The sequence below is a fragment of the Methanoculleus sp. UBA430 genome (assembly GCF_002506585.1).
Classification (GTDB): domain Archaea; phylum Halobacteriota; class Methanomicrobia; order Methanomicrobiales; family Methanoculleaceae; genus Methanoculleus.
In genome coordinates this window covers 319,250-330,809 of record NZ_DAXW01000003.1, presented here as the reverse complement: position 1 = coordinate 330,809, position 11,560 = coordinate 319,250, and the positions used below count along the sequence as shown (strand labels likewise).

Annotated in this window: 15 protein-coding genes; 11 read left to right on the top strand and 4 right to left on the bottom strand. The window is 62.3% G+C overall.

Features of this window, described 5'->3' with window-relative positions:
* The 7 genes from BRA49_RS03390 to BRA49_RS03360 all read left to right on the top strand — a co-directional run.
* A partial coding sequence (locus tag BRA49_RS03390) for a permease (RefSeq protein ID WP_292383444.1) occupies positions 1–599 on the top strand: 599 nt, incomplete at its 5' end.
* Positions 600–609: 10 nt separating this feature from the next.
* Complete coding sequence (locus BRA49_RS03385; RefSeq protein ID WP_292383443.1) at positions 610–879, top strand: hypothetical protein; 270 nt, start codon at positions 610–612, stop codon at positions 877–879.
* A complete protein-coding gene (locus BRA49_RS03380) occupies positions 876–1,109 on the top strand; it encodes a thioredoxin family protein (protein WP_292383441.1) in 234 nt (77 codons plus the stop codon). Before BRA49_RS03385 ends, BRA49_RS03380 begins: the two co-directional genes overlap by 4 nt.
* A gap of 32 nt (positions 1,110–1,141) precedes the next feature.
* Positions 1,142–1,384: a thioredoxin family protein gene (locus BRA49_RS03375; RefSeq protein ID WP_292383440.1), complete on the top strand. Its 243-nt coding sequence runs from the start codon at positions 1,142–1,144 to the stop codon at positions 1,382–1,384.
* Between the two features lies 1 nt (position 1,385).
* A complete protein-coding gene (locus BRA49_RS03370; RefSeq protein ID WP_292383438.1) occupies positions 1,386–2,258 on the top strand; it encodes a putative zinc-binding protein in 873 nt (290 codons plus the stop codon).
* A 4-nt stretch (positions 2,259–2,262) separates the two neighbouring features.
* Positions 2,263–2,670 carry an arsenate reductase ArsC gene (locus BRA49_RS03365; RefSeq protein WP_292383436.1) on the top strand — a complete coding sequence of 136 codons (408 nt, stop codon included), beginning with the start codon at positions 2,263–2,265 and terminating at the stop codon, positions 2,668–2,670.
* Between the two features lie 2 nt (positions 2,671–2,672).
* A complete protein-coding gene (locus BRA49_RS03360; protein WP_292383745.1) occupies positions 2,673–3,020 on the top strand; it encodes a putative zinc-binding protein in 348 nt (115 codons plus the stop codon).
* Between the two features lie 91 nt (positions 3,021–3,111).
* Here BRA49_RS03360 and BRA49_RS03355 read toward each other — a convergent pair whose 3' ends face one another.
* Positions 3,112–3,741: a peptidase C39 family protein gene (locus BRA49_RS03355; protein WP_292383434.1), complete on the bottom strand. Its 630-nt coding sequence runs from the start codon at positions 3,739–3,741 to the stop codon at positions 3,112–3,114.
* 621 nt (positions 3,742–4,362) lie between these two features.
* Between BRA49_RS03355 and BRA49_RS03350 the strand changes: the two genes are divergently transcribed.
* The 3 genes from BRA49_RS03350 (at position 4,363) to BRA49_RS03340 (ending at position 6,094) form a co-directional block, all read left to right on the top strand.
* Positions 4,363–4,671, top strand: a complete 309-nt coding sequence (locus tag BRA49_RS03350; RefSeq protein WP_292383432.1) for a V-type ATP synthase subunit D — start codon at positions 4,363–4,365, stop codon at positions 4,669–4,671.
* Between the two features lie 170 nt (positions 4,672–4,841).
* Entirely contained in the window at positions 4,842–5,381 is a 540-nt protein-coding gene (locus BRA49_RS03345) for a nitrophenyl compound nitroreductase subunit ArsF family protein (RefSeq protein WP_292383431.1), read from the top strand.
* Positions 5,378–6,094, top strand: a complete 717-nt coding sequence (locus BRA49_RS03340) for an aromatic aminobenezylarsenical efflux permease ArsG family transporter (protein WP_292383429.1) — start codon at positions 5,378–5,380, stop codon at positions 6,092–6,094. Before BRA49_RS03345 ends, BRA49_RS03340 begins: the two co-directional genes overlap by 4 nt.
* 708 nt (positions 6,095–6,802) lie before the next feature.
* Here the strand turns inward: BRA49_RS03340 and arsB are convergent.
* The 3 genes from arsB to BRA49_RS03325 form a co-directional block, all read right to left on the bottom strand.
* Complete coding sequence (arsB, locus tag BRA49_RS03335; protein WP_292383427.1) at positions 6,803–7,888, bottom strand: ACR3 family arsenite efflux transporter; 1,086 nt, start codon at positions 7,886–7,888, stop codon at positions 6,803–6,805.
* Between the two features lie 136 nt (positions 7,889–8,024).
* A complete protein-coding gene (locus BRA49_RS03330) occupies positions 8,025–10,781 on the bottom strand; it encodes a heavy metal translocating P-type ATPase (RefSeq protein ID WP_292383426.1) in 2,757 nt (918 codons plus the stop codon).
* Between the two features lie 73 nt (positions 10,782–10,854).
* Positions 10,855–11,148 (bottom strand): ArsR/SmtB family transcription factor, encoded by a 294-nt coding sequence (locus tag BRA49_RS03325; RefSeq protein ID WP_292383424.1) that lies wholly within the window; start codon positions 11,146–11,148, stop codon positions 10,855–10,857.
* A gap of 152 nt (positions 11,149–11,300) precedes the next feature.
* Between BRA49_RS03325 and BRA49_RS13545 the strand changes: the two genes are divergently transcribed.
* A partial coding sequence (locus BRA49_RS13545; protein ID WP_349680896.1) for a DUF2703 domain-containing protein occupies positions 11,301–11,560 on the top strand: 260 nt, incomplete at its 3' end.

Genomic DNA, 11,560 nt, shown 5'->3' with positions numbered 1-11,560 from the left:
TCGCCGGGGCATGCGAGGAAGAGAAACCGCGCTGGGTCACGCCGGCGTTCTTCGCCCTCCTGGTCGGGGTGCTGGTCTTCGGCGCTTCGCCGCTTGACTGGGCGCTCCGGCTCGGCATCGTCTACATTCTCACGCTCGCGATCGCCGTCCTGCTCATTTACTATTACGACCGGGACGAGGTGACCGACTGGGGGATGGAGACCTGGGATCTCACGAAGAAGATCTTTCCGATCCTGATCGCCGGGACATTCCTTGTCGGGATCATCGCCTTCTTCCTCCCGCCGGAGACCTTCCAGCCCTACTTCGGGAACAACTCGCTCGGCGCGAACTTCCTTGCGGCGATCGCAGGGTCGATCCTTTACATGCCGACGCTGCTTGAGGTCCCGATCATCGGCACGACCTTTGGCTACTCGTCGGGGCTGATGGCCAGCGGTCCGGCGCTCGCCCTCCTGCTATCCGGGCCGACGATCAGCCTCCCCTCCGTCCTCGTCATCCACCGGATCATGGGGGCGAAGAAGACAGCGGCCTACGTGGCGCTGGTGGTCGTCTTCGCGACCATTGCCGGGTTCCTCTTCGGGAACGGGATGCTACTCATATAGGGGAGAACCTATGGAGACAAAGAAGAGAGAGAAACCCTGCTGCGCCGCCGAGGCCATGCGCCGGATCCGCCGGATCGATGTCGGCGGGGTCGTCGTTGGGCTTGCGATGCTCGACGGTATCCTGGCCGATACGGTCGCCCTTAACCTCTCTGGCGAGATTGCTATCGGCGGTGAACTGATGAAACAGGTAAAGATCTACAACTACATCCCGAAGGAAGCGGAACCGCTCTACCGGGCGGCGCTCCTTCGTGAGTACCAGAACGAGGTGAAGAAACGATGAAGGTGGAAGTGCTCGGAACCGGCTGCGCCAAATGCAAGCGGCTCGCAAAGAACGTGGAGACGGCAATCAAGGAACTCGGCATCGAGGCCGAAGTCGTCAAGGTCGACGATATCACCGAGATCATGGACCGCGGCGTGATGCTGACGCCGGCTCTTGCCGTCGACGGGGAACTGAAGGTCTCGGGCCGGGTGGCGGACGTCAAGGAGATCAAGGAGATCCTGCAGGGGTGAGATCCCTCTTCCCCTGCAAAGGAGTCTGAGAGATGGTGCTGGTTGAAGTATTCGGGACCGGCTGCGCCAAGTGCGGGCGGATGATCAAAAATGTCGAGATCGCGGTCAGGGAACTCAAGATCGATGCGGAGATCCGCAAGATCGAGAGCCTCGATGCGATGATCGAGCGGGGCGTGATGCTGACGCCGGCGCTCTACGTTGACGGCGAGGCCAAAGTCGTCGGCCACGTCCCCTGCGTTGAGGATATCAAACAGATACTGCTCGGAGAGAAGTGAGATGGCAGAACAGACAGTGCCCCGGTGTGCCTGTGGGGGTGGTGCGGAGCCGGAAGGCGGAACGAAGCGGATCATCTTCGCCTGCGCCGGCGCATCGAAGGCCGGCCAGCTCTCGAACGAGGCTGCCGTCCAGTTGACGGAGGAAGGATACGGAAATATCGCCTGCACGGCCTCACTTGCCGTCGGGACACCCTCGATCAAGAAGAAGGTCGAGACGGCGGACGAGGTGATCGTCATCGACGGCTGCCCGGTCGGGTGCGCCTGCCAGATCGCCGAGCGGGCCGGGATTACACCCGACCAGGAGATCGTGGTCACGGACCTCGGGATCGAGAAGGGCGGAAGCCTCGATCTCTCCGAAGAAGACGTGGAGAAGGTTGTCTCCGCCGCCTGGGAGGGGCGGGGAAGAGAGAAGCAGGAGCAGAAGTCTGAGGTCTCCGGTGGATGCGGCTGCGGTTGCGGTACCGATTGCGGTTGCGAGGGGCCGGCGGAGACTCTCGTCGTCGAATGGCGGCATATCGGAAGAGACATTGAGAACACCTGCGAGCGGTGCGGTGAGACTGGACGGACGGTGATAGACGTAGTCGAGCAGATACGCCCCATCTTAGAGGAGGAGGGCATCGCGGTCCGGGTTGTCGAGACCGCCCTCGAGAATGAAGCGATCGCAGAGTCGAACAGCATCCTCTTCAACGGCGTGCCGCTCGAGAAACTCATCGAGGGTATGGAGGTCACAACTACGCCCTGCGCCTCCTGCGCCTGCATCACCGGGCAGGATAACGCGGAGTGCCGGGCAATCGAGTATAACGGCGAGCGTTACGAGTCGATCCCGCCGGAGCTGATCGCCCGGGCGGCACTCAAAGCGCTCGGGCTGGAGTGATACCATGAAGAAGAAAGTCCTCTTCGTCTGCACCCACAATGCTGCCCGCTCGCAGATGGCGGAAGGCTACCTGAACGCCCGCTACGGCGACCGCTATGAGGCCTTCTCGGCCGGCACCGCGCCGGGAACCCTGAACCCCTACGCGGTCCGGGCGATGGCCGAGATCGGGATCGACATCTCCGGCCACCGCTCAAAGGATCTTGGTGTGTTCGACGAGCAGGAGATGGATCTCCTCGTCGCCGTCTGTGAAGGAGGGCTCTGCCCCTTCTTCCCCTGGGCGAAGGAGGAGATCCACCGGGAGTTCCCGGACCCCTCGAACCTCACCGGCACCGATGAGGAGATCATGGCCGGTGTCCGGCGGATCCGGGACGAGATCACCGCCTGGATCGATACGACGTTCGGAGAAGCGTGACGATGGCGGTCACCGTCATCACCTGTTCCGGGATCTCGAACACCGGAAAGCTGACCGCCCAGGCCGGTGCGGCGCTCATGCGCCGCTACGGCGGGATGGTCGAGGCGTGCCTTGCGGCCACCCGGCCGACGGCGTCCTTGGAGAATGCGGTCCGGCACGCGGATCGCGTCCTGGTGCTGGATGGGTGCGGCGACTGTTGCGGGAAGAAGAAGGTGCAGGCGCTCGGAATCGAGCCGCACCTGCATATTGTCGCAACTGACTGCGGTATCGAGAAGAATGGGATGGCCGAACCGCGATTCGACGAGATCGAGCGCCTTTCAGCTGCCGTGCTTGAAGCGATCAGGGGATGAACCGCGGGTTGCCCGGCCATACCTGATCACATGTGACACACTCCCGGTAGATTCAGTGGTCCGGTACGCACGAACCGCAGAACGGCAGGGGTCACTCCCTCCAGACCTCCACCATGGATTGGTCGCCATGGTATCCGATAAACTCCTTGAGAGTGGATATCCTGGTCTTTCTTTTTCGGTGAACGGCATCAAGGGGATTGTTGTAGTAAAGGAACGCGTCATCGATTCCGGTCACCACAACCCAATGGGGCAGGTCTTCGTTGCTGCATACCAGGGAGTTTATCACGATCAACGGAACACGGTTCAGGGAGAGCGAGGTGCGGATGGTTCTGCCGGTGATTGCTTGCCGTCGTTCCCGGACCCCCAGCCTTCTGCATCGGATTCTTCTTTCGAAAAATTGCTCTCTAAGCAGTTGCATTTTCGGATCGCTCAGAGGTGGAACGACCTTTTCAACGAAATCGATTCTCCCCGTGTTGCTGGCAACTCCGGCAGAAAATCCACGGACGGCCGCAGAAAATGCCAGGCCGTACCTGCTTGTCCCGCGGACGGCAACGAGGTTTGCTTCCCGCCAGATATCGATCTCGAGATCCGTTCCTGTGCGCACGCTGTCATCCAGGTATTTCAGAGCCATCATCAGTGCGGCCGGACCGCATGTGAAGTCGTAATGCTGGCGGTAAAATGGGATATCCAGGTCGATTGACGCTCCGCGCTCGGCTCGCATGCCCTGTTTCCTCTCTGTGGATTGGATGAGTATCCTCAGATATTATTTAGTTTTCCTGCTTCACCGATTCTCCAAATGCACCGGGACGCTCCGTCCGGCGTGGTCTCCTCAATACCACTTCAAACAGCCTGTTCTTCGTTACGGATGAGCCTTCCGCACTGATTCAATTTTTTTTGAAAAGGTTTGATACCAGTGACAGTGAGGACTTCACTGATGACCATGGACGATTACGCCGGAGAGAGTGTGTCTGCCGATCTGCTGGCCATTAGAGAGACGACCAGCCGTTTTCGCCCCGTAACTCGACTGTCCGGGCTGCAGGCGGATGGACCGGGCCGCGATCCCGCACCGGTTGCCATGACCCTCGAAGCGGTTATATTACGGCGACAACTATAGCGTGGCGAGTTCGATGCTCTCAACCGTACTCTTCCCAGTCGCCCCCTCCGACACCACCAAACGGATGTTCTGCACCGTCCGCGAGCTGGTCGGCACCGGGGCCGGCGAGATTGCCTTCTTCCATACCGTCGAGAAGCGGGAGGCGGAAGCCGTTCCTGGGCGGCCATCGAATACGCCAGCGAGGTTCTCGAAGACTGGAGCCGGACTCTCGAAGCGGCCGGGACGCCCGTGGTCAGGTCCGAGGTGGCGGTCGGAACACCGTGGATAGAGATCGTCGACCGTGCGTCGCCCCATATCGTCCTTGCTGCAGCCTGCTTCTCTCGGGTGCTGTACCTGGCGCTCCTTCTCGGGGAAGAGGAGGAGACTCTCCGGGCGCTTGAGAGGAGTATCACACGGACACGCCGGAAGGTGAACGCGATGGACAGGGTGCTGATACCCCGCATCGTCGAGACCCTGCGGTATATCGAGGAGCAGGAGCGGGAGGATCTCCACCGCAGGAAGATCACCCGGGCAAAGAAGCGGGGTGAGCCGGAGTGACCGCTGCCGCGGATCGCCCCCGACACGCAGTGGAGGAGAGCCGATATTTCCGGCAGGGGGATGCGGTGATGGAGCACCCCTGGATAAAGCATATATATCAACCTGCACAAGAACACAGAATCATTTCAAACCAAATTGTAACAGCCAATCCAGCGACAGGAGTGTCCTTGATGAAAACAAAACAACCATGCAGTCCTGATGCCCCGCGCGTGCCCCGGGGGCCTGCCTGCAGCATAACCGGACGAAAGGTCCTGCCATTAGTTGCGCTGGCGGTGCTCCTCGCCTTCACCGCCCTCTTCGCAGGGTGTACGGCAGCACCAGGCGGAGCGGATGCCGCCACCATCTCGCCGCTCAACGGCACCGTCACGAAAGTCGAAGTCATCCACTTCACCGCGCCGAACCAGTGCTACTCCTGCGTGGTGCTCGGCGACTACGCCGAAGAGACCGTGAAGACACACTTCCCCGGTGAACTCGGCTCAGGGAAGCTCGTCTTCGATCACGTCGATGTCGCCGACCCGGAAAAGAAGGAGATCGTCGAGCGTTACGGGGCGACCGGCTCGTCGCTCTGGATCGGCACCTACGACGACCAGGGTGGGTTCTCCAAAGAGGAGGATACCCGGGTCTGGTACAAACTCAACGACAAGCCCGGATTCATGCAGTATCTCAAGACGCTGATCGGGATGCGTCTCGCCGGGGACTTCTCGCAATGAGCCTGATGGGGTTCATGGAGACGATGGGGACGAGCAGTGTTCCCCTCGTCGCCGCGTTCTTCATCGGGTTGATGATGGCCCTCTCGCCCTGTCCGCTCGCGACGAACGTCGCCGCGATCGGTTACCTTTCCCGCCGGATCGGTAACCCGGGGCAGACCCTCCTCGCCGGGGCGCTCTACAGCGCGGGGAGGATGGTCGTCTACGTCGGCATCGCCGCAGCGATTGTGACCCTCGGGCTCTCCGTTCAGGGGATCTCGCTCTTCCTCCAGACCTGGGGCGAGGTGCTCGTCGGCCCGCTGCTGATCGTGATCGGGGTCGTGATGCTCGATCTCGTCCCGCTCCCCTCCTTTCGGGGCGGCAGCAGGCGGTTTGCCGCATTCAAGGAGCGGGTCGCCGACCGGGGGCTCGCGGGAAGTTTCATCCTCGGCGTGCTCTTCGCATTGACCTTCTGCCCCTTCTCGGCGGTGCTCTTCTTTGCGATGCTCGTCCCGCTGGCGCTCCGGACCTCTGACCCGCTCGGGGTACCGGCGGTCTTTGCCGTCGCGACCGCTCTGCCGGTGATCGCGTTCTCGCTGATCATGGTGACCGGGATCGCGAAGGTGGGGAGCGCGATGAAGGCGGCGGAGAGGTTCGAGTACTGGACGCGGCGCATCGTCGGGGTGCTCTTCATCGGGATCGGGGTCTACCTCCTCGCGGCAATGCTGATTGGGTGAGGTTGAATACCACCGTCGTGCAGGGTCTACCATCGTTCTCCGGGCCCGCGCCGTTTCCCTCCCCCACGCGGCGCGTATGCGTGGGGACCAGGCTCCTGTCCGTGACCGGTCTGAACCGTCCTGCAGGTCCCTGCTGCGTGCTACAGGGATTCAATGTTATCGGAATGAGAAACGGACCATGAACTTCAATTAAGTAGTGCATGGACAGATTACTCTACACGGAAAAGGCCCCATGTCTTCCAACGAGCGACGGATAAAAAGCCGGATGAAAGTCGGTGCAGGGTTCGCGTTCTTCGGACTGGCGTGCCCGTTCTTCTGGTTGAATCTGTTTTATGGCGACTCCGGGTTTGAGACCTGGGTTTACGGCATCCATTCCGCTATTTTCATCATCATCGGACTTACACTGCTGGGAAAAGGGTGGTACGACCTGAAACGGGTCCGAATTAATGCCTAGATGAGAGCGCTCGTTGAACAAGATCCCCTCACATCCTCTTCGGCATCATACCCGTGCCGCTCGGGAGATCCGCTGCCCATCAGGGCTCCCGGTTATTGGGGGGAGGCGCCGGGGTCGCAGAGGACCTGTCCCCGGGACCCCGTTGGCGCCTCCTGGTAGCAGGCGGACGTTGATCGCCGAACCCTCTCTCGAACCTCTTCGCGGGCTGTCAAGACCTCCCCCTCAATTCCACGCAGGTGCAGGCAGGACAGGGTTCATACGACCCCCTGATCGATGGCGCACTGTGCGGCCGGCTCATTCGCGTACCACCGTTTTTTGAGCCAGAGCGCGACGTTGACGAGCCCTATCAGGATCGGCACCTCGATGAGCGGGCCGATCACGGTGGCGAATGCGACCTGCGAGCCGATGCCGAAGACCGCAACAGCGACGGCGATGGCGAGTTCGAAGTTGTTCGACGCTGCTGTGAAGGCCAGGGTCGCCGAACGCGGGTAGTCGACGTTGAGCCGGTGGCTCATCCAGAACGCGACGAAGAACATCACGAGGAAGTAGATCAGGAGCGGGATCGCGACCCGGACGACGTCGAACGGGACCTGGATGATGTTCGCCCCCTGGGTCGAGAACATCACGATGATCGTGAAGAGCAGGGCGACGAGGGTCAGGGGCGAGATCCGCGGGATGAACCGGGTCTCATACCACTCCTTCGATCGTACCCGAAGCAGGATAAAGCGGGTCAGAAACCCGGCGATGAACGGGATGCCGAGGTAGATGAAGACCGAGGTCGCGATCTCGGCGATCGTGATGCTGATCGCGGTGCCGGTCCCGATCCCGAGGAGCGGCGGCAGAACCGTGATGAAGATGTACGCGTAGATCGAGTAGAAGAAGACCTGGAAGACGGAGTTTAAGCCCACCACCGCGGCACAGTAGTCGCAGCTCCCGCCAGCGAGGTCGTTCCAGACGATCACCATCGCAATACAGCGCGCGATCCCGATCAAAATCAGGCCGTACATCAACTCCGGCCGGTCGGCGAGGAAGAGGACCGCGAGGGCGAACATCAGGACCGGGCCGACGACCCAGTTCTGGAAGAGCGATAAGCCCAGCACCTTCCGGTCGCGGAAGACGCTGCCGAGTTCCTCATACCGGACCTTCGCGAGCGGCGGGTACATCATCACGATCAGGCCGATCGCAATCGGGATCGAGGTCGTGCCGACCGCAAAGCCGGTGATCGCCTGCGGGACCGAGGGGAAGAAGTAGCCGATCCCGATCCCGATCGCCATCGCAAGGAAGATCCAGAGAGTCAGGTAGCGATCAAGGAACGAGAGCCGTTTCATAGTTTCAGCCATGGTTGTTCTCCGTGGTGTCCGGGGGTGTGCCAGCCCCCGGGCTGGCGACGTCCAGCCCCGGGGATCGACCATCGACCAGCATAATCATCGTCTTTTGTTGCATCAAGTCGCCTCGATTTGGTCCGTGTAACTGCAATCAGCGCCGGTCCCCAGGGACCGCGGTCACGCCCGCCTTCTTCACCGCCATCACGATATCGTCGACCGAGACAGCGGCCGGGTCGTAGGTGACCTTCAGCTGGTTCGTGATCCCATTCAGGGTGAAAGCGGTCACCCCCTTCAGGGCCTTCACCCGTCTCTCGACCATCTGCCCCTCACAGGCGCAACCGAGCCCTTCGAGCCGGAACGTCGTGGTTGCAGGACCGGACGATCCGGATCCGTTGCCGGGGATGGGGATTGGAGGCGGCACCTCGTCGGCAGGCTCTCCGCAACAACAGCAACCTTCTGTCTCGACGAGGGTTGGGGTCGGCAGATCCCGGTCAATCGACGTATCACCGCAGCAACATCCGTCTCCTGCGGGGGCTGTCGCCGTTGATGCCGCACCAACGTCCTCCGCGCCGGAACAGCACGAACCTGTCGCCCCGACGGCGACGGAGATCTGCGGCTCTCCGCACGAACAGCAACCGGCTCCGGCCGTTGAAGGAACGGGTAGCACATCGCCCGCAGGTGCGGTACAGGAACAGCAGCCGACAGCCGCCGTCGTCTGCGCTGCAGTCGGAATGGCAGGAGCCTTTATCTGGGCAGCAGCGGGGCTCTCAGGTTCGGCGCCGCTCCGCCACGTCAGCAGACGCAGGGCGTTCAAGATCACGAAGACCGCGCTCCCCTCGTTCAGGAGCAGGCCCGTGACCAGCCCGAGGTAGCCGAGCAGGGCCGCGACGACCATGAACGCGACGTTGATCAGCGAGACGGCGATGTTCTGCCGGATCACGGTGACCGTCCGGTGCGAGAGTTCACGCACATACGCCAGTTTCCCGAGGTCGTCGGACATCAGCACCACGTCGCCGGCCTCGATCGCGATGTCCGTGCCTGCCGCGCCCATCGCGATGCCGACGTCCGCGGCGGCCATGGCCGGTGCGTCGTTGATGCCGTCGCCGACCATGGCCACTGCACCGTACCGCTCTCTCAACTGCCGCACCACGTCGACCTTATCCGTCGGCAGGAGCTGCGCCCGGTATTCATCCACACCGACACGTTGCGCGATGGCCCGGGCGCTCCGCTCGTTGTCCCCGGTCAGCATCACGGTCCGGACGCCGGCGCGTCTTAACCGCTGCAAGGCCTCGACAGCGCCGGGCCGCACCTCATCGGCGATCGCGACCAGGCCGGCGAGCGTCCCGTCGCGGCTGACCAGGACCACGGTCCGGCCTTCACCCTCGATCCGGGCGATCGTCTCCTCCGCGTGACCGATCTCGATACCCTCTTCGAGCATGGCGCGGGGGCTGCCGATGCGGCATGCCTGGCCGTCCACCGTCGCCGCGACCCCGCGCCCGGCCGTCTCCTCGAACTGAACGGCCGGCCGACCCGAGAACGTCCCGCTCTCGCGAGCCTTCCGGACGATCGCTGCTGCGAGGGGGTGGCCCGACCACGACTCGATGCAGGCGGCAAGGTCGAGCAGTTCATCCCCGGTGAGATCGTCAAAGGTCACGACATCCGTGACCGCGGGCCGTCCGATGGTCAGGGTCCCGGTCTTGTCGAACGCGATCGCCTTCACCGTCTCGATGGTCTCAAGGTAGGCGCCGCCCTTGAAGACGGTTCCCTGCTTTGCAGCGTTCGCCATTGCGCCCACCACCGCGACGGGCACGGAGAGCGCAAGGCCGCAGGAGCACGAGACCACGAAGACGACGAGCCCGCGGTAGATGAACGGGTACCACTCGGCACCGAAGAAGAGCGGCGGCACGGTGGCGACCAGCACCCCGAGGACGAACATGACCGGCGTGTACCACTTCCCGAAGGAGTCCGAAAATCGCTGGTATGATGTCCGTTTCGCCTGCGCCTCCTCGACCGAGAGGATGATCCGGGAGAGCATCGTTTCGGACGCCGGTTTTGTGACCCGGACCTCGAGTGACCCGTTCTGGTTGATCGTCCCGGCGAAGACGTCCTCGCCGGGGCCGCGGTGTACGGGAACCGGTTCTCCGGTGACCGCTGCCTGGTCGACGTACGACGACCCCGCGACGACCGTGCCGTCGACCGGCACCCGCTCGCCCGGTCGGACGATCACGACTTCGCCGACGCTGATCGTCTCGACCGCACAGATGGTCTCGCGGCCGTTGCGCCGGACCAGCGCTTCTTTCGGCACGAGCGCCATGAGCGACCGGATCGCACCCCGGGCTTTATCCACGGCGTAGGACTCGAGGACGTCGCCGAGCGAGTAGACGATGATCAGGACCGCGGCCTCCCCCCAGAGTCCGAGCGCCATCGCGCCGACAGAGCCGATCAGCATGAGCAGGTGGATCGTCGGCGTCAGGTTCTTGAGCGCGATCAGCGCCTTTCGTGCCGGGTAGTAGACGCCGATGAGCACGGCGAGCAGGTAGAGCCCGTTCACGATGGTGAGCGACGTCCCGAGGTATCCCGCGACGAAGGCGATCACCGCGGTGAGGAAGCTCCCGTAGAGGGCGAGTTGTTGCGGTTCACGCCACCAGGTGCTCTTCCGCCCGTCGCTTCGCACCTGCGAGGCGGTCATCCCCGTCTCAGCGACGGTGCGGATGATCTCCTGGACACTGACGATCGCGGGATCGTAGGTGATCCGGGCCTGGCCGGTGACCGGCGTGATCTCGTGGCCCCGGACGCCGGCGAGGGCGTCCAGTTTCCGGGCGAGCAGGTCGGCGTTGCAGGTGCAGTCCATCCCCTGAATCTGCAGGGTAACCGTATCGGTATCGGATGTCGATGAAGCAATGCTCATCTCGCTCTCATCCCCTGGCGTAGAAATCCCGAACTGGAGATCGCTCCTTCGAATATTCTCACACTATCGTTTGTCATGGTGATTCCCCGCAGGAAATTGGTACCTCAATCTTCTGAATATCGAGGATCTCCAGGATCTGGACCGCCTGGCCCGACTTGATCCTGTACCAGATGTTCACACCGTCCCTCCGCGACTCGAGAACCCCGGCCTCCTCCAGGACCCTGAGATGCTGCGAAACCGTCGGCTGTGCCTTTCCGACGGCCGGCACGAGTGTACACGCACATCGCTCGCCGTCCATCAGGCATTGGACGATCTTTATCCGCGTCTCGTCGGCGAGAGCTTTCAGCAGTTTTATCCTCCCCTGCATATCCACAAATTGGTATATTCAAATATATGAATATGATCGCGCTGGTCGGGATCTGGCGTCTCCTGAGTCGGGCCCGACCGGAGACGGGTCTGGGCCGCCGGGAATGAGGAGAATGTCCGCGGTGAAGACGTCTGCAGAGACGATCACCTGCGATGCTGAACGCTGCCCCCCGGCTCCGGGACCGGTGGCATGGCGGAGAGGCGACAGAAAGATGTCCCGTCGATTCCCAAGATGATACCATGAAGAAGGAACTCGTCATCGAATGGAAGCACATCGGGAACGAGATCGAGAAGACCGCCGAAGAGTTTGAGGAGACCGGAATGACGCTTTCGGCTGTTCTCGCGGAGATCCGGATGCTCCTCGATATGGAGGGGATCAGCGTCCGGGTGGATGAGACCGTCCTCCCCGATGA

Coding starts and splice junctions, on each gene's coding strand:
- BRA49_RS03385 (WP_292383443.1), top strand. CDS start 610: ATGGAGACAAAGAAGAGAGAGAAACCCTGCTGCGCCGCCGAGGCCATG.
- BRA49_RS03380 (WP_292383441.1), top strand. CDS start 876: ATGAAGGTGGAAGTGCTCGGAACCGGCTGCGCCAAATGCAAGCGGCTC.
- BRA49_RS03375 (WP_292383440.1), top strand. CDS start 1,142: ATGGTGCTGGTTGAAGTATTCGGGACCGGCTGCGCCAAGTGCGGGCGG.
- BRA49_RS03370 (WP_292383438.1), top strand. CDS start 1,386: ATGGCAGAACAGACAGTGCCCCGGTGTGCCTGTGGGGGTGGTGCGGAG.
- BRA49_RS03365 (WP_292383436.1), top strand. CDS start 2,263: ATGAAGAAGAAAGTCCTCTTCGTCTGCACCCACAATGCTGCCCGCTCG.
- BRA49_RS03360 (WP_292383745.1), top strand. CDS start 2,673: ATGGCGGTCACCGTCATCACCTGTTCCGGGATCTCGAACACCGGAAAG.
- BRA49_RS03355 (WP_292383434.1), bottom strand. CDS start 3,741: ATGCGAGCCGAGCGCGGAGCGTCAATCGACCTGGATATCCCATTTTAC.
- BRA49_RS03345 (WP_292383431.1), top strand. CDS start 4,842: ATGAAAACAAAACAACCATGCAGTCCTGATGCCCCGCGCGTGCCCCGG.
- BRA49_RS03340 (WP_292383429.1), top strand. CDS start 5,378: ATGAGCCTGATGGGGTTCATGGAGACGATGGGGACGAGCAGTGTTCCC.
- arsB (WP_292383427.1), bottom strand. CDS start 7,888: ATGGCTGAAACTATGAAACGGCTCTCGTTCCTTGATCGCTACCTGACT.
- BRA49_RS03330 (WP_292383426.1), bottom strand. CDS start 10,781: ATGAGCATTGCTTCATCGACATCCGATACCGATACGGTTACCCTGCAG.
- BRA49_RS03325 (WP_292383424.1), bottom strand. CDS start 11,148: ATGCAGGGGAGGATAAAACTGCTGAAAGCTCTCGCCGACGAGACGCGG.